The 15,933-nt window shown below is 37.2% G+C and carries 19 protein-coding genes; 12 read left to right on the top strand and 7 right to left on the bottom strand.

The features are described 5' to 3' along the window. Positions 1 to 62: 62 nt before the first annotated feature. On the top strand, positions 63 to 866 hold the full coding sequence (locus tag LKW28_RS02110) for an alpha/beta fold hydrolase (RefSeq protein WP_229138685.1): 804 nt from the start codon (positions 63 to 65) through the stop codon (positions 864 to 866). Positions 867 to 925: 59 nt separating this feature from the next. On the opposite strand, the gene LKW28_RS02115 is transcribed toward LKW28_RS02110, so the two are convergent. Continuing rightward, positions 926 to 1,135 carry a hypothetical protein gene (locus tag LKW28_RS02115; RefSeq protein WP_229138686.1) on the bottom strand — a complete coding sequence of 70 codons (210 nt, stop codon included), beginning with the start codon at positions 1,133 to 1,135 and terminating at the stop codon, positions 926 to 928. 148 nt (positions 1,136 to 1,283) lie between these two features. Between LKW28_RS02115 and LKW28_RS02120 the strand changes: the two genes are divergently transcribed. Beyond that, positions 1,284 to 1,667: a kinase-associated lipoprotein B gene (locus LKW28_RS02120; protein ID WP_229138687.1), complete on the top strand. Its 384-nt coding sequence runs from the start codon at positions 1,284 to 1,286 to the stop codon at positions 1,665 to 1,667. A 164-nt stretch (positions 1,668 to 1,831) separates the two neighbouring features. On the opposite strand, the gene LKW28_RS02125 is transcribed toward LKW28_RS02120, so the two are convergent. Next, complete coding sequence (locus LKW28_RS02125; protein ID WP_229138688.1) at positions 1,832 to 3,160, bottom strand: LysM peptidoglycan-binding domain-containing protein; 1,329 nt, start codon at positions 3,158 to 3,160, stop codon at positions 1,832 to 1,834. 124 nt (positions 3,161 to 3,284) lie between these two features. Next, a complete protein-coding gene (kapD, locus tag LKW28_RS02130) occupies positions 3,285 to 3,863 on the bottom strand; it encodes a 3'-5' exonuclease KapD (protein WP_420708802.1) in 579 nt (192 codons plus the stop codon). A gap of 308 nt (positions 3,864 to 4,171) precedes the next feature. Between kapD and LKW28_RS02135 the strand changes: the two genes are divergently transcribed. Both LKW28_RS02135 and LKW28_RS02140 read left to right on the top strand, forming a co-directional pair. After that, complete coding sequence (locus LKW28_RS02135) at positions 4,172 to 5,353, top strand: MFS transporter (protein WP_267497859.1); 1,182 nt, start codon at positions 4,172 to 4,174, stop codon at positions 5,351 to 5,353. 68 nt (positions 5,354 to 5,421) lie between these two features. After that, a complete protein-coding gene (locus LKW28_RS02140) occupies positions 5,422 to 7,287 on the top strand; it encodes a transglycosylase domain-containing protein (RefSeq protein WP_229138691.1) in 1,866 nt (621 codons plus the stop codon). A 17-nt stretch (positions 7,288 to 7,304) separates the two neighbouring features. On the opposite strand, the gene LKW28_RS02145 is transcribed toward LKW28_RS02140, so the two are convergent. Beyond that, positions 7,305 to 7,862: a DUF5366 family protein gene (locus tag LKW28_RS02145; protein ID WP_229138692.1), complete on the bottom strand. Its 558-nt coding sequence runs from the start codon at positions 7,860 to 7,862 to the stop codon at positions 7,305 to 7,307. Between the two features lie 123 nt (positions 7,863 to 7,985). Here LKW28_RS02145 and LKW28_RS02150 point away from each other — a divergent pair, with 123 nt between their 5' ends. Further along, positions 7,986 to 8,555: a hypothetical protein gene (locus tag LKW28_RS02150; protein ID WP_229138693.1), complete on the top strand. Its 570-nt coding sequence runs from the start codon at positions 7,986 to 7,988 to the stop codon at positions 8,553 to 8,555. A 62-nt stretch (positions 8,556 to 8,617) separates the two neighbouring features. Here the strand turns inward: LKW28_RS02150 and LKW28_RS02155 are convergent, their stop codons facing one another. After that, complete coding sequence (locus LKW28_RS02155) at positions 8,618 to 8,833, bottom strand: hypothetical protein (RefSeq protein ID WP_229138694.1); 216 nt, start codon at positions 8,831 to 8,833, stop codon at positions 8,618 to 8,620. A 208-nt stretch (positions 8,834 to 9,041) separates the two neighbouring features. Here LKW28_RS02155 and LKW28_RS02160 point away from each other — a divergent pair, with 208 nt between their 5' ends. The 7 genes from LKW28_RS02160 to mnhG are packed head-to-tail and all read left to right on the top strand — an operon-like array spanning position 9,042 to position 14,796. Beyond that, the gene (locus LKW28_RS02160) at positions 9,042 to 11,447 is read left to right on the top strand and encodes a Na+/H+ antiporter subunit A (protein ID WP_229138695.1); all 2,406 of its coding nucleotides are present in this window, start codon (positions 9,042 to 9,044) and stop codon (positions 11,445 to 11,447) included. Next, positions 11,444 to 11,869 carry a Na(+)/H(+) antiporter subunit B gene (locus LKW28_RS02165; RefSeq protein WP_229138696.1) on the top strand — a complete coding sequence of 142 codons (426 nt, stop codon included), beginning with the start codon at positions 11,444 to 11,446 and terminating at the stop codon, positions 11,867 to 11,869. The genes LKW28_RS02160 and LKW28_RS02165 overlap by 4 nt, the downstream gene beginning before the upstream one ends. After that, positions 11,869 to 12,210, top strand: a complete 342-nt coding sequence (locus LKW28_RS02170; protein WP_229138697.1) for a Na(+)/H(+) antiporter subunit C — start codon at positions 11,869 to 11,871, stop codon at positions 12,208 to 12,210. The genes LKW28_RS02165 and LKW28_RS02170 overlap by 1 nt, the downstream gene beginning before the upstream one ends. Continuing rightward, entirely contained in the window at positions 12,203 to 13,684 is a 1,482-nt protein-coding gene (locus LKW28_RS02175) for a Na+/H+ antiporter subunit D (RefSeq protein WP_229138698.1), read from the top strand. Before LKW28_RS02170 ends, LKW28_RS02175 begins: the two co-directional genes overlap by 8 nt. A gap of 5 nt (positions 13,685 to 13,689) precedes the next feature. Further along, a complete protein-coding gene (locus tag LKW28_RS02180; protein WP_229138699.1) occupies positions 13,690 to 14,166 on the top strand; it encodes a Na+/H+ antiporter subunit E in 477 nt (158 codons plus the stop codon). After that, positions 14,166 to 14,450 carry a Na(+)/H(+) antiporter subunit F1 gene (locus tag LKW28_RS02185; RefSeq protein WP_229138700.1) on the top strand — a complete coding sequence of 95 codons (285 nt, stop codon included), beginning with the start codon at positions 14,166 to 14,168 and terminating at the stop codon, positions 14,448 to 14,450. The genes LKW28_RS02180 and LKW28_RS02185 overlap by 1 nt, the downstream gene beginning before the upstream one ends. After that, positions 14,434 to 14,796, top strand: a complete 363-nt coding sequence (gene mnhG / locus LKW28_RS02190) for a monovalent cation/H(+) antiporter subunit G (protein ID WP_229138701.1) — start codon at positions 14,434 to 14,436, stop codon at positions 14,794 to 14,796. The genes LKW28_RS02185 and mnhG overlap by 17 nt, the downstream gene beginning before the upstream one ends. Before the next feature lie 36 nt (positions 14,797 to 14,832). On the opposite strand, the gene LKW28_RS02195 is transcribed toward mnhG, so the two are convergent. Both LKW28_RS02195 and LKW28_RS02200 read right to left on the bottom strand, forming a co-directional pair. Beyond that, positions 14,833 to 15,216: a hotdog fold thioesterase gene (locus LKW28_RS02195; protein ID WP_229138702.1), complete on the bottom strand. Its 384-nt coding sequence runs from the start codon at positions 15,214 to 15,216 to the stop codon at positions 14,833 to 14,835. Between the two features lie 37 nt (positions 15,217 to 15,253). Next, positions 15,254 to 15,856, bottom strand: a complete 603-nt coding sequence (locus LKW28_RS02200; RefSeq protein ID WP_229138703.1) for a DedA family protein — start codon at positions 15,854 to 15,856, stop codon at positions 15,254 to 15,256. Positions 15,857 to 15,933: the final 77 nt, after the last annotated feature.

The raw sequence follows: 15,933 nt of genomic DNA on the forward strand, positions 1-15,933 counted from the left end.
TTTCTTCACCCTTTGGTAAAAATAGGGATAAATCTATTATATAGGATGTGGATTTCCCATCGATGAATACTTTACAAATAAAAGGAATTAACCTTCATTATGAATTACACCAACAAGACGAAAATAAGCCGGTTCTTGTCTTACTACATGGCTTCTTATCATCATCTTTCAGCTTTCGAAGACTGATTCCATTTCTAAAAGAAGACTTTACGATTTTATCAGTGGACCTTCCCCCATTTGGAAAAAGTGAAAAACCAAAAAGATTCACTTACTCATATTCCAATATAGCATTTGTAGTAACTGAATTAATTCGCTCCTTTCATTTCACAAAAATCAATTTAATCGGTCATTCAATGGGGGGCCAAATTTGTTTATACATGGCAAAACAATCACCAAATTTAGTGGATAAATTAGTATTACTGTGCAGTTCCGGCTATATGAAAAGAATGCCGAAGTCCTTAATCTATTCTTCCTATCTTCCCTATTTTCATTTTATTGTGAAGAAGAAGCTTGCAAAGCAGGGTGTCCTGCATAATTTACAAAATGTCGTTCATAATCATGCCCTCATTGATCAAGATATGATAGATGGATACACAGAACCATTTTTGGATAATCAGATTTTTATGGGTTTAACAAGAATGATCCGTCATCGGGAAGGGGATTTAACATCTGAGGATTTGAAAAAAATTAAGCACCCTGCTTTGTTAATTTGGGGTGAAAAGGATCGGGTTGTCCCTATTTCTGTTGGGAGAAAGCTTCATCAGGATTTACCTAACTCGACGTTCGTTTCGATTAAAAATACTGGTCATTTAGTTCCAGAAGAATGCCCTGAGAAGGTATACCAATATATTAAAAACTTCATATAAAAAAGATGGGGTACCCCATCTTTTTCAATGTACAAATTTTTTATATACTCGCTCAAAAATCACTTCATACTCTTATTCTTATCTTGGCTCATTAGTTGCTTTTCAAGCTCTTCAGCTTTGGCTTGTTCTTTTTTCGAGTGCTTGATAATTAAGCGAAACACGAAGATCGCAATAATTATGCAGATAACCAGTTTTATGGCAGCTGGAATATATTCTGTTTTATCCTCAGGAAAATATAAAAACAGGTTCAATATTGGTAAAAGCAGCATTTCTACACACCTTTCAACCGAAATAATAACTTATGTCATTATATCACAAACCTTTGAGCGCGTTATAGATGCTTGTTCGATTGGAGTTGGTTATAATGGAATTAATGAAAGGAATTAATGAAAGGAATTAATGAAAGGAGTGATTTTAATGTCTGAGGAATTCAAAATCGGTGACCTTGTAACAGGGATTTATAAGACCGGAAAATATATTGGCGAAATTACAGCGATTAAGCCTGAGCACTATCTTGTAAAGGTAAAGGCTGTCTTAAAACATCCAATGCAGGGGGATATTCATTCACCAAAAGATCCGAATGTGGCGTTTTTCCAAGAACGGAGAGCACTTGCTTATCATGAGCAGACCAATATACCCAAAAAGATGGTGCGCGCATATACAGGAGATGTTCCGGAATATAATGCTTCTTTAAAAGAGGTTGTGGAAAAAACAAAGAATGATCTGGAAACAGAAGGTACAGAATGGGCACTGCGTAGCCTCGAGAACATGAAAGTATTAGAGAAGGATTATTTTAAATAACCTTCTCTAATGCTGTTATTGTCCGTAAAATTGATTTATTGACCATAAAATTTATTTATTGGCCATATTTTTTCCGTATCAGCCATAAATCAAATTTATTGGACTAAAATTGAATTTAAGCCATTAAAAACCTACGGAGGTCTTATTTTCCGTAGGTTCTTTTCTCAATAGACACGCTTTGCCCCCACATAATACTTAGACCAATATGGATTATCCATTGATACAACCGCGATTCCCTTCGATGATGTAGCAGATATAAATTCATTGTTGCCAACATAAAAACCAACGTGAGAAATTTGGCCAGGTTGATTGACAGCAAAAAATACTAGGTCACCTGGTCGGAGATTTGCGTTTGAAACAGCAGTCCCCATTGTGTAGTATCCCACAGAAGTGTTCCTTGGAATGTCGATTCCATGCCTAGCATGCATAAAGGAAACAAAGCCCGAACAATCGAAACCAGCCGTAGTGGACCCACCCCAAAGGTACGGAATCCCGATAAAATTATAGCTATCCGAAACCAACCCTTTTAGAACCTGGTCCCTATTTTCCACATTAGATTCGGCCTGACCGTTTTCATTTACATTTAGTACTTGTCCGATTGAAAGAGTATTGCTTGTAAGATTATTGTTATTTTTAAGTTCAGTAACACTCATATTATAAGTTCGTGCAATTCCATATAAAGTGTCTCCAGCTTTTACCGTATAAGTAGCACCCGCAACATTTTGCAGTGGAGTCTTTGCTTGACCTCCAAGCTGTAATGTCTGGCCAACATAGATCATTGATGAGGTTAAGTTATTGTTATTCATGATTTGGTCAACAGTTGTATTGGCTCGCTGGGCAATCGAGTATAAGGAATCCCCCGGTTGAACTGTATAGGTTTGTGATTGTATTTGTGTGGATGGTGGTGCTGAACCTATGACATTTAGGGTCTGCCCCACTTGAATTGTATTCGAAGTTAAATTATTTAATTGCTTTAACTGGTCTACACTCATGTTATACGAATTGGCAATAGAGTATAATGTGTCACCACGAGTAACGGTATAAGTCGCAGTTTTCTTTTGTGGTGGCGCCTCACTTATGACCAGTGTTTGTCCAGGGTAGATCATATCTCCCGTGAGATGATTTAGCTGTTTCAGCTGGGAGACGGTTAAATTATATTGTTTTGAAATTCCATATAATGTATCCCCATTCGCAACTGTATGTGTCAATTGAGTTTGAGTATTTGTTTGACCATTACTTGCTGCTTCTACTTTAGAGGAATGGTGACCTCCAACTAATGTGACAGTTGCAATAACCACTGTCCCCATCACAACTTTTACGAAATTAGGATTTAGGTTGGGGGCCTTTTCTTTCAGATAGATTCGAATGCCTTCGTTCAAATGAAGCTTTTTCCCTCTTTCCTGTGTACCAAGTTCACTTGAAAACTCTTCCAATTGAGGGTCTATATATAAAATGATGGTTTGTGGATTTTCTATTTTATGGCCTAAAAACATGAAGCATCCCTCCTTTTCCAATTAGGATATCCTATCGGGATGCGATTATTTTTTGAATCAATTGTAAAATTTCAACAGTCGTATTTAAAATAAAAACCAATTCACGTTTTGAGCGAATTGGTTTTTATAATGCGAATTTATTTAAGACTTTTGAGAAGTCGACACGATCCCCGATTGTTGTTGGCTCTGGTTTTTCTAAATAACGTTTATCATTTTCAACTAACTTGAATATATTAAAGGTTGTAAGTGCGTCATCAAGGGCACGATGGTGCTTGCCTGTCCCTTCCTTACCATACTCCTGAACAGCCTTCCAAAGACCTGTCTGATTTTGGTCCCCAAAAAAGCGTTTATATTCCATCGATAAATCCCTCTGTTTTCCTTTAAAAGGAAATGGGATCCCTGCTCTTTGACAATTGTGACGAAGAACTTTCATATCCATATTTCCCCACGTGATAATCGTACTTGCGGATGTTTTTTCATATTCAGCGAGCTTGTTCACTAAATCAGGAAACGATATCCCACCATTAACCTGTTCCTGGGATATGTGTAAAAAAGATTTGCACCGATTTGTTAATGAAGGAAATTTTATAGGTTTTACATAGGATGAGTATTGATCGATTATTTTCTGATTCTTTACAGAAACGAGACCAACTTCGATTATTTCGGGGTAAAATCCTTGTGGGTTGCCTTTTCCCTCAGGCATTGTAAATTCAAAGTCAATGAACAAATATTGATGCTGATTCTCCACTACTAACCCTCCTTTGTCTTGTAACTCACCATCAAACTTTTTCTTTAAGAATTCACTGGGCATCTGATGAATAGAACCATATTAGACGAACATCTTTTTTATTATTATAACACCTTCTCTTTCATTTTTCAGAATATATTTATAATATATATGCTATTTATCCTTTAATAAAGTAAAATATTATTTTATAATATTTAGTAAACCGAAACATTCGAATTGAGAAGGTGTTATTTATTCAAACAGCAAAGCGAAATCTATTGATTATGTGGTTTGCCAATTTTTTTGTTGCTGCAAGTGCAACAATGATTATGCCATTTTTGTCTTTATACATCGAAACCTTTGGAGAGTACTCAGATAACTATGTGCAGCGGTGGGCCGGCTTAGTCTTTGCAGCAACCTTTGTCACAGCTTTTTTTATTTCACCAATCTGGGGACGTTTTGGTGATCGGAATGGATACAAAAAGATTCTTTTAATTACAGGAACAGGCATTGCCATTAGCATTTTTTTAATGGGTTATGTGAACTCAGTTGAGCAATTATTTTTCCTAAGACTCTTCATGGGTGCGGTTACTGGTTTTATTCCTACCTCCCTTGCCCTCATTTCTGCACAAACACCGAAGGAAGTTGCAGGAAAAACATTAGGTACCCTTCAAATGGGTAATGTTTCCGGAGCATTATTTGGTCCTTTATTAGGTGGTTTGCTGGCTGATGCAGTTGGTTTTAAGTATACCTTTGTTCTTACCGCAGTGGTGATTTTAGGCGCAGTCCTGCTAGTTGGTGTTGGGATTAAAGAGGTACGACAAAATGAATCCAGTACTGCCGTCAAAAAATACACACGTAAAGAGGTATTAATCCATATCTTCAAACATCCCGTGTTATTGACAGTCATGCTAATCTCTACACTTATCCAAGTAGCCAATTTCAGTATTCAGCCCTTACTTGCATTATATGTTACGCATTTAACGGAAAGTAGTAATATTGTCTTTTTGGCAGGGATGGCATTTTCCGCGACTGGTTTTGGAAATTTATTATTTACGAGGCAATGGGGTAAATTAGGTGACCGGATTGGCCATGAAAAAATTTTAACAATCCTGCTTCTTGCATGTTCGGTTATGTTTATCCCGCAAGGCTTGGTAAACGAGTTGTGGCAGCTTGTTCTGTGCAGATTTTTATTCGGTATGGCGGTTGGAGGGTTAATCCCATGCATGACAGCCTATATCCGCCAGGTTGCACCATTTTCCATGCAGGGTGAGGTTCAGGGCTATAATGTCAGTTTTCGTTTTTTAGGTAATGTGATTGGCCCGATTACCGGTGGAATCCTTAGTGGTTTTTTCGGAATCTCGACCGTCTTTTTCGTAACAAGCGGGCTCTTTTTAACAGGGGCAATTATTTTATGGCTTAGTGTTGCGCGACATTCAGAAAAATCAACCCAACGTGCAGCGTAAACAGATGGCGTTCGCCGTCTGTTTTCTTTTATAATAAGAGAATAGTAATCTTTGAAAGAGAGTTTTATATGAGAAGACACACTGGCTATTTCATCACTTTTTTACTTTTTATTTTGTTTCTGTTAGTACTTTTCCAAGTTACAAGTGAATTGAAGGTCGCTAAAAGCTTTCCTGCTGTGCTGGATGAGAAAATTCCGATTGAAAAGGTTGTGTTAACACAAACGAGCTATATCAAGGATAGTAAAGGGAATGTAATTTCCGAGATTCATCACAGTGAGAAACGTACCACCCTTTCTGCTGACGAAATTCCGCAAATTGTGAAGGATTTGTTTATCACAATTGAGGATCAGCATTTTTATGAACATATAGGATTTGATATTTCCGGAATTGGCCGGGCGGCTCTGATTAATCTGCAAAATGACTCGATTGATCAAGGTGGCAGTACAATCACACAGCAGCTTGCGCGAAATCTCTATTTAACAACTGAAAAATCCTATAACCGGAAACTAAGCGAACTTTTGTATTCGTATCAATTGGAACGGACACTTACAAAAGAGGAAATTTTAACTTTGTACATAAACGCTATTTATTTTCAAAACGGGGCATATGGGATTGAAACAGCATCCCAGTTTTATTTTAACCAACCCATAAAGGATGCGTCACTCGCGAAAATTGCGTTTTTATGTGCAATCCCGAACAATCCATCCCACTACAATCCCATTACGAATTTTTCAAATACAAAAGAACGACAAGAACGTATTTTACAAAGTCTAGTAGAGGCGAAGAAAATATCAATTGAAGAATATGAGGCCGAGGTAAAGGAACCGATTGAGCTAACCATGGGTAAAAGTATCGACCAATTTCCTGATTACACAACCTATATTTTTCATGAGTTTGAAGAGTTAATAGCTGAAAAAGAAGGTTTTAATAAAAGGATGACATCAGCTCTTGATACTGAAAAGAAAAAGCTTCAAAAGCGTTTGGATAAAAAAGTAAAAGAGGTTCTTGAATCAGGTATCATCATTGAAACGGCGTTAAATGAAAACATTCAACAAGAGGCAGTACAAGCTTTAAAGCTCTATCTGCCAAATGCAAATGTTCAAGGAGCCGCAGCTGTTATAAACAATCAGACAAATCAAATTGTCGCTATTGCTGGCGGAAAAAACTATGAAAAGTTTTCGTTCAACCGAGCTTATCAAGCGTTCCGACAACCAGGTTCCGCAATTAAACCATTGCTTGTTTATGCGCCTTATTTCGATCAAACCGGTGCCTCTATCTCCCAGACCATTGATGCCAATAATTATTGTAAAAATGGATATTGCCCGCGAAATTATGGGGGCGGACAATATGGTAATGTCAGCTTACGGACCGCTTTTAAATATTCCTACAACACTCCCGCTATCAGATTGTTTGAAAGAATTGGGATTGAACAAGGTTTTTCCTATTTAGACCAACTTCATTTTTCGAATGTGGTAAAAGAAGACCATAGTTTACCAGCTGCTATTGGCGGTTTTTCTTATGGAATGTCCCCATTGGAGATGACAAATGCCTTTGCAACCTTTGCCAACAATGGTCAATTTATCCAAGCGCACGGAATTACAAGGGTGACTGATTTAAAAGGAAATATCCTTTATGAGTGGAATGCGGAACCCATTGAAGTATGGGACGATTCTGCTAATCAAAAGGTACGAACATTACTTGAAGATGTTGTTCAATCAGGAACGGGTAAAGAAGCTAATTTTTCAAGCGGGTATATAGGCGGGAAGACTGGTACGACAAATGATGTAAAAGACCTTTGGTTTATCGGTCTTACTGATCAATATACCGCTGGGGTATGGGTTGGTAATGATCAAAATAAAAGTATTTACTATATGGAATCACGAAAACCTCAAATCCATATTTGGAAGGATATAATGAAAGCGGGCCAACAATGATGAATTGGCTCGCTTTTTTAGATGGGAAGGCTTGCGACGATACTGTTGTATAGCTGAATGCAGACATAGGTTACGGTCATAAAAAAGGTAAACCAGCTAAGCGTATGAAAAAAGACAAGCCCTATTAATCCGCCAAAGGTTAATGTGTCCTGAATTTTATAAACGAAAAAAATAAAATAGCAAAGTGTAGCTAACAAAAGCACAATTATAATACCATAAAAGGATTGTACAAACGCAAGAGATAGAGTTCCTCCTCCAAGATAAAAAAAAGACCCCGCTCTTATTTTTCGTAAACTTTCTCCATTGTGGTCCTTCGTGAAAAACAATAGCGATAGCTCTAGCAATGTATTGGCAATTAATTTCAAGGCAGCAAACACCATGAAATAAAGTAGGAAAAACACAAAGAAAATCGCAAAATTAATCCATGTTGGCGAAAAAAACTCCTGCATACCACGATAAATGCCAATCTGCTTTAACAAAGCCAAGGTTTTCAATTCAGTCAGGATTGCAATCGATATACTAAATAAGATGATAGAAATGAGCGGAAAGTAGCTTGTAAAATATGTATTTTTCATTTCAATTCCTCAAATCACAAAACGGTAATTTCTTTTCTGATTTTATCATAAACTTTTTTGTAGTAAATCTCTTTTTCGAAAATACATATAGTGTAAAGACTACTTTTATGAAAGAGGGGTTCTATGAAAAAAGGATTCTTGTTTATGGTGCTTGTTTCTTGTTTAGCATTTTTCACCTTCTTAGGTTCAGCCAGCGCTGCTGGAGGATCGGATTTTACAAAAGCGGTTAATGAAAAATTAAAGGAAATCAACTATTATGCAGATGGCTCAGCAAAAGTAGTCGATTCAATTTCAAAGGAAGCTGAAATTACAAAGGTTGTAACTGCGGATGATCCGGAGACAAAGGAAAATGAAGAGGAAATCGATACGTATAAGGCAAATATTGTTGTTGGGCATGTAGCTTATAAATTAAAGCGTGACAGTATTTTTTATATCCAAAAGCATGAATTTTTTTATTATGATGTCGACAATCAGGAATTTCTGATGCTGGGAAATTTTCCTGGGGATCAACAAATTAATTCCCTTTTCAACGATTATATGGATGCCGATCATAAGGCGGGGATCACATTAACATCAAATTTATTATTCAGCTTATTATTGCTCCTTAGTGTTCTTGTTGTACCGGTGTTAATCATGATATTCCATAACAAATCTATTCCAGTTCCAATGGTGCGGAAAAATAGCGCGGTGTAGGATGAGATGCTTCCTCTCATCCTTTTTTGTTGTCTGGCTTAAATTAGGTTATGCAATTTATGCTAACGTTCAATTCGAATATACTCACGCGGCTTAAATTTAGGATAAATCGTTTTTTCGTTTGATTGTGTAGAATCTATGGTTTGTATTTGAAATTGATTCTGATTATCCACTTGTCCTTCTCCATAATTTCTCTTCGTATGTTCATGGATCACCCATGCTCCGATAAACAGAAAGGCAAAAATAGCGATTGCCACAATTCCTTTTTTAGCGTTCACAAAACCTCACCTCTTGCTACTAGCATTCATTTTAATAGGACCTTTTATACAATTTTGTAAAAAAATTTTTACGGGTCAAAAAGATGCGTCCCTACATATTTAATAAGAATCGAAAATGTCAATAATACCAAGGTGTTTATCGCATGCAACTTGCTTACAATTGTTATATACTTCTTAGTAAGATTAAAAATATTGAGGGGGTTCTGTTTTGTCACTTGTACATTGGGCCATTTTATCTCCATTTATAATGGCTATCTTTATTCCTTTTTTACGCAAATATTTGCGAGGGATTCATACAGGATGGTTTGTTTTAGTTCTGCCAGCAGTCCTATTCTCCTATTTCTTTTCATTCATGAAAGATACGATGAATGGAAATCCGATAATCCATACTGCCGAATGGATGCCTTCCATTGGCGTAAACTTTACGGCGTATATTGATGGATTGGGACTGTTATTCGCTTTATTGATTACTGGTATTGGGGCATTAGTGGTCCTCTATTCTATCTATTACCTATCGAAGGAAAAGGAATCTTTACATAACTTTTATGTGTACTTGCTCTGTTTCATGGGAGCCATGCTCGGGGTTGTTCTCTCGGATAATTTGATCGTGCTTTATACATTCTGGGAATTAACAAGTCTTTCTTCATTTCTGTTAATCGGATACTGGCATAATCGTGAAAAGTCAAGATATGGTGCACAAAAATCGATGTTGATTACTGTCTTCGGTGGTTTATCAATGCTAGCAGGATTTGTTTTATTATCAATCATGACAAATACGTTTAGTATTCGTGAGATGATTGCTCAAATGGATATGTTGCCAACTAATCCATTGTTCATCCCTGCAATGCTCTTAATCCTGTTAGGTGCTTTTACAAAATCAGCACAATTTCCATTCCATATTTGGTTGCCAGATGCAATGGAAGCACCAACACCTGTCAGTGCATATCTGCACTCTGCCACAATGGTTAAAGCAGGTATTTACCTGGTTGCGAGATTAAGTCCTATTTTTGCTGGATCTAGTGAATGGTTTTGGATTATCTCAACCTTCGGAATCTTCACCTTGTTCTGGGGCTCATTTAGCGCGGTCAAACAGACCGATTTAAAAGGAATCCTTGCGTTTTCGACGGTCAGTCAGCTTGGGATGATTATGTCCCTACTCGGAATCGGTTCAGCTGCACTTCACTATGATGAACTTAGTCCAAATCTTTATTTGGCTGCAACTGTTGCGGCTATTTTCCACTTAATTAACCATGCAACATTTAAGGGAAGCTTGTTTATGGTGGTCGGTATTGTCGACCATGAAACTGGTACGCGTGACATTCGCAAGCTAGGTGGATTAATGACTGTTATGCCCATATCCTTCACATTGGCTGCAATTGGTGCATTTTCAATGGCAGGTTTGCCGCCATTTAATGGTTTCTTAAGTAAAGAAGCATTCTTTACAGCTATCGTGAATGCAACAACACTTGATGTATTTAATATGGAAACATTAGGGATTCTCTTCCCTATCATTGGTTGGGTTGCTAGTGTATTCACATTCATTTACAGTATGATTCTTGTCTTTAAAACCTTTACCGGAAAAGCACAGTTTGAAAAGCTAGATAAGAAACCACATGAAGCACCGATTGGGATGTTAATTTCACCAATTATTCTAGCTTCACTTGTTATCATTTTTGGATTCTTTTCAAATATATTAGCAAATAGTGTAATCGAACCTGCAGTGGCAGCCATTCATCCAAGTTTGATTGAAGGTGGATTCAACTATCATGTTCACTTTGAGTATTTTCACGGATGGAATGCACCACTCTTCATGTCAATTGGGGTTGTCGTGTTAGGAACACTTTTGTTTCTTTCCCCTGCAAAATGGACAGGCATTTATAATGTTTTTTCCAAGCGTTTAACTTTAAATAACCTTTATGACCATGGTCTTGTCACAATGGAGAGGGCAGCATCAAGATTAAATCGCTTCTATATGACAGGAGTTATCCGTGACTATTTGATCATTATATTTGCGTTCTTTATCTTGGCAATTGGAAGTGCGCTCATTATTAAAAATGGATTTGCTTTTGATTTAACACATGTTGCACCAGTTCGTCTTTTTGAGGCCGTGCTTGCATTTGTACTTGTTGGGGGAGTGGCTACTACTATTTTTGCTAAATCAAGACTTACTGCGATTATTGCACTTGGATCTGTTGGTTATAGCGTATCATTATTCTTTGTGTTATTCCGCGCACCTGATTTAGCGTTGACTCAGCTAGTCATTGAGACTGTTTCAGTAGCCCTATTTTTACTATGCTTCTATCACCTTCCGAAACTGCAGAAAAAGGAAAAACCAATGCGTTTTCGTTTAACAAACCTAATCATTTCATTAGGGGTCGGAACAATCGTGACTTTGCTCGCAATCTCAGCAAACAGTACAAGACTGATTGATTCCATCTCTAGCTATTTTGTGGAAAATAGCTACACAAAAGGCGGAGGAACAAATATTGTCAACGTTATCTTAGTAGATTTCCGTGGGTTTGATACGTTGTTTGAGATAACTGTTCTTGGCATTGCAGCGCTTGGTATTTTCACAATGATCAAATTACGCTTAACAAGGAGGAAAGAAGGATGAAAACAAATGATTTAATTCTACAAACAGCAACGAAAATAACTGTTTTCATCATTCTTGCTTATTCCTTGAATCTCTTTTTTGCAGGTCATAATACTCCAGGAGGAGGATTTATCGGCGGACTGATTTCCGCTGCGGCAATCGTCCTTCTCCTTTTAGCATTTGATATGAAAACTGTTAACAAAATTCTACCTTTTGATTTTAAAAAGGTTGCAGCACTTGGTTTATTAATCGCTGCTTTAACTGGGATGGGTTCGTTTTTATTCGATGTTCCATTCTTGACACATACGTTCGGCCACTTTGATTTACCAGTCTTTGGGGATACTGAACTTGCTACTGCTGTGTTATTTGATACCGGTGTGTATTTAGTTGTTGTTGGAGTAACCTTGACCATTATTCAAACAATCGGGGAGGATGATGATTAATGGAGATTTTAATGGCAATTGTCATTGGTATTCTATTTACAGCAGCAACATATTTGATGCTTTCGAAAAGCCTCATTCGAGTCATTATTGGGACGGGTTTGCTTAGTCACGGAGCCCATTTATTGATTTTAACAATGGGTGGGTTAAAGCAAGGTGCTGCACCTATCTTGGTAGATGGTACGAAGGCTTATGTTGATCCGCTTCCACAGGCTCTTATCTTAACAGCGATTGTAATTAGCTTTGGGGTAACATCGTTTATACTGGTGCTTGCATATCGCTCCTATCAAGAGCTTGGAACGGATAACATGGATAATTTAAGGGGAAATGATAGCAATGAATAATCTTGTAATCCTTCCAGTACTGATTCCTCTTCTGACAGGAATCATACTCATATTTGTAAATAAATATAAAATAATGTCAAGGTGGATTAGCTTACTATCCACAATACTAACAGTCATTATGTCATTGATACTTGTCAATCAGGTATACAATAATGGCATTCAAACCCTTAATCTTAGCAGTTGGGATGCGCCATTTGGCATTGTATTAGTAGCAGATATGCTTGCTTCTTTACTTGTTACTACAGGAAGCATTGTAGTCTTAGCATGTACTCTATATTCGTTCAAGAATATCGGAAAAGAAAGAGAAGCTTTCTTTTACTATGCTGCTGTACAATTCTTAATGGTTGGAGTACTTGGCGCATTTTTAACAGGGGACATTTTCAACCTCTTCGTATTTTTCGAAGTTATGCTGATGGCTTCCTATGTTTTAATCGTCCATGGTGGAACAAAGCCACAATTACGAGAATCGATAAAGTACATCCTGGTGAACGTGATTTCATCTGCCCTTTTTGTTATTGCAGTTGCTTATTTATACGCAGTTACAGGAACAGTTAATATGGCAGATTTATCTGCAAAAATCAGTGAACTTGGACAACCTGGTATTGTCACTGTCATCTCGATCCTATTTTTAATCGTGTTTGGGTTAAAAGGTGCCATCTTCCCGCTATTTTTCTGGTTGCCTGGTTCCTATAATGCGCCCCCAACACCAATTACAGCTCTATTTGGAGCATTATTAACAAAGGTCGGCGTATATTCGATCATTCGTACGTTCACGATTATTTTCTATCACGATACAGCTTTTACTCATACCTTAATCGGAATACTCGCAGGATTTACAATTGTAGTTGGAGTTATCGGAGCTGTTGCTTACTGGGATGTTAAACAAATTATTATTTACAATATTTTAACAGCCGTTGGTGTTATTTTAGTAGGTGTTGCAACCCTGACACCTACATCAATAACTGGTTCGATTTATTACTTAATTCATGACATGATCATTAAGGCTGCCCTCTTCCTATTAGTTGGGGCTATGATTGTCATAACGGGGACAAGCAATTTGAAGAAAATGGGCGGGTTAATCAACCACCATCCATATTTAGGCTGGATGTTCTTCATTGCAACCATATCACTTGCAGGAATACCACCATTTAGTGGTTTCATCGGAAAGCTTTTAATTGTTAAAGGTAGCCTTGCTACTGAACATTATGCACTGGTTGCGGCAATATTAATTTCAAGTCTTCTTGTCCTATATTCGGTAATGAAAATCTTCATTAACGGGTTCTGGGGTGAAGCAAAACTTAGGAAAGATGAAGAAAAAGGTTCAACAAAGGGACTATTATTTCCGATTACTCTTCTACTTTCACTCTCAATTGTACTTGGATTTGGCGCCGAATGGTTCTATCCGTATATCTCTCAAGCAGCTCAAGATTTGACGGATCCATCTAACTATATCCAAGCTGTTTTAAAGGAGTAGATATTATGTTGTTGCAATTAGTTTTAAATATTTTTATTGCCGTTTCATGGATGTTTATCTCAAATTCCTATGACTTTGGGGCCTTTTTTGGCGGATATTTGATTGGCCTTTTTCTTATTTTCATTTTACGTCGTTCCTTCTCACACCGTTTTTATCTCATTAATCTGTGGGCAGTGATTAAGCTCATCTTAATTTTCTTTAGAGAGTTAATTCTTTCAAACTATTCAATCATGAAGGTTGTCGTAAATCCAAAGCTCGATGTAAAACCCGGAATTTTTGCAATGCCAACTGAACTGAAAAAAGATTGGGAAATCATGACACTTTCAAATCTGATCACTTTAACACCTGGAACACTAGTTGTGGACATTTCAGATGATAAAAAGATATTGTACATTCATGCAATGGATATTCAAGATGTAGATGAGGCTATTGATTCAATTAAAAATTCATTTGAAAAAGCAATTATGGAGGTGAGCCGATAATGTTTGAAGCTATACTTAATATTGCACTCGTCTGCTTATCGGTTTCAACAGTTGCTTACCTATTCCGAGTGATAAAAGGTCCATCAATTCCTGACAAAGTCATTGCACTTGATGCAATTGGGGTCAATTTAGTGGGAATAACTTCGATTATTTCGATTATCCTACGCTCAAATTCATTCCTTGAGGTTATTTTATTGATCGCAATTGTAGCTTTTGTTGGTACAGTAGCATTTTCTAAGTTCCTTGAGAAAGGGGTCGTAATTGAACATGATCGAGATGCTTAAGATTTTATTTGCTGTTATTATCTTGTTCGGAGCGCTTCTAAGTGTTTTAAGTGCGATTGGGATCGTTCGATTACCAGATGTGTACACACGAAATCATGCGGTATCAAAAAGTGCGACATTAGGGGTTTTATCAATCTTACTTGGAACGTTTCTATACTTTTGGATTATTGAAGGATATATGAACTTTAGGGTGATTTTGGGATTTGTCTTCCTGTTTATGACATCACCTGTTGCCGGTCATTTAATCAGCCGTGCCGCGTATAATTCAAAGGTTCCACTTTGGGAAAAAAGCGTACGTGATGATCTAAAAGACAAAGATAAGCATGCAAAAAAATTAAGTCAATAATAAAGGGCGAGGACTACTGTAGTCCTCGTTTTTTCATTATTTTTTCAATTTTAAAACGGCCATGGTACAGCGCGATACGCAAATGAGGTTATCCTCTTCATCGAAGATTTTAATATCCCAAATCATCGTTGTTTTACCTTTATGAAGAGGAGTGCCGATTGCTTTAACAATTCCATCTTTTTTAGCACGAATATGATTGGCGTTTATTTCTAATCCGACACAGCCTTCGGTTTCTTTATCCACAAGATTGTATGTACCCACACTTGCAACCGTTTCTGCTAAAGCAACAGACGCGCCCCCGTGTAAAAAACCAAATGGCTGGCGAGTGCGCTCATCAACCGGCATAGTTGCAATTACCCGCTCAGGTGTTACTTCTTCAACTTTTATTCCCAATGCTTGGATTAATGTATTTTCTAACATTTTTTATCCCCCTAATCATCTACCTTATTTATTCCTCTCAATGTGAAAACTTACGTAACTTCCGGCTTCTCCTGACCTTAAGCAATACATATCCCATCAACACCAGCACAACTCCGCCAATGGCAATATCATAGTATTTAATAAACACTTCAATGAATTCTTCCCCTGCAAAATAACCGACTGAAAAGATCAAAGAAACCCAAATAAAGATTGCCGGGTATAGGGTTGATGCAAATTTTATAAAGGAAAATTTACTAAAGCCAAATAAGAACGGAAATAAAATGCGAAAGCCCGGTACAAAGTAGCAAAATACTAGTGCGAATGTGTTGTATTTTTCAATAATGGATAAAGCGCGGATGATTTTTCTTTTCGTTTTGCTTTGTTTATTAAGAAGTAAAACCATTGCATGTCCTGCAAAACGCCCGAATCCATAGCTTGTTGTGACAGCAGTTAGGATTCCCAGGTAGGTAACAAGGAAAATCCGCCAAGGTATGAATGCATCCTCAGCTGTAAAAAAACCAATAGTTGATACGATGACTTCGTTTGGGATGGGAATCACAAATGCCCCAACCCATAACCATAAATAAAGCCCAAAATAACCATTTTCCTGAATAATTGAGACTACTTCATTGATATCCAATAATAATCCCGCCTTCACCGGGTACGTAGTTAATTCTAGATACTTATCATTTTCTATTATAAGATGAATGGATAATA

Origin of the sequence: Bacillus sp. REN16 (genome assembly GCF_020731355.1) — a bacterium.
In the GTDB taxonomy this organism is placed as follows: domain Bacteria; phylum Bacillota; class Bacilli; order Bacillales; family Bacillaceae_L; genus Ferdinandcohnia.

Coding starts and splice junctions, on each gene's coding strand:
- LKW28_RS02110 (WP_229138685.1), top strand. CDS start 63: ATGAATACTTTACAAATAAAAGGAATTAACCTTCATTATGAATTACAC.
- LKW28_RS02115 (WP_229138686.1), bottom strand. CDS start 1,135: ATGCTGCTTTTACCAATATTGAACCTGTTTTTATATTTTCCTGAGGAT.
- LKW28_RS02120 (WP_229138687.1), top strand. CDS start 1,284: ATGTCTGAGGAATTCAAAATCGGTGACCTTGTAACAGGGATTTATAAG.
- LKW28_RS02125 (WP_229138688.1), bottom strand. CDS start 3,160: ATGTTTTTAGGCCATAAAATAGAAAATCCACAAACCATCATTTTATAT.
- kapD (WP_420708802.1), bottom strand. CDS start 3,863: ATGCCTGAGGGAAAAGGCAACCCACAAGGATTTTACCCCGAAATAATC.
- LKW28_RS02135 (WP_267497859.1), top strand. CDS start 4,172: ATGTGGTTTGCCAATTTTTTTGTTGCTGCAAGTGCAACAATGATTATG.
- LKW28_RS02140 (WP_229138691.1), top strand. CDS start 5,422: ATGAGAAGACACACTGGCTATTTCATCACTTTTTTACTTTTTATTTTG.
- LKW28_RS02145 (WP_229138692.1), bottom strand. CDS start 7,862: ATGAAAAATACATATTTTACAAGCTACTTTCCGCTCATTTCTATCATC.
- LKW28_RS02150 (WP_229138693.1), top strand. CDS start 7,986: ATGAAAAAAGGATTCTTGTTTATGGTGCTTGTTTCTTGTTTAGCATTT.
- LKW28_RS02165 (WP_229138696.1), top strand. CDS start 11,444: ATGAAAACAAATGATTTAATTCTACAAACAGCAACGAAAATAACTGTT.
- LKW28_RS02170 (WP_229138697.1), top strand. CDS start 11,869: ATGGAGATTTTAATGGCAATTGTCATTGGTATTCTATTTACAGCAGCA.
- LKW28_RS02175 (WP_229138698.1), top strand. CDS start 12,203: ATGAATAATCTTGTAATCCTTCCAGTACTGATTCCTCTTCTGACAGGA.
- LKW28_RS02180 (WP_229138699.1), top strand. CDS start 13,690: ATGTTGTTGCAATTAGTTTTAAATATTTTTATTGCCGTTTCATGGATG.
- LKW28_RS02185 (WP_229138700.1), top strand. CDS start 14,166: ATGTTTGAAGCTATACTTAATATTGCACTCGTCTGCTTATCGGTTTCA.
- mnhG (WP_229138701.1), top strand. CDS start 14,434: ATGATCGAGATGCTTAAGATTTTATTTGCTGTTATTATCTTGTTCGGA.
- LKW28_RS02195 (WP_229138702.1), bottom strand. CDS start 15,216: ATGTTAGAAAATACATTAATCCAAGCATTGGGAATAAAAGTTGAAGAA.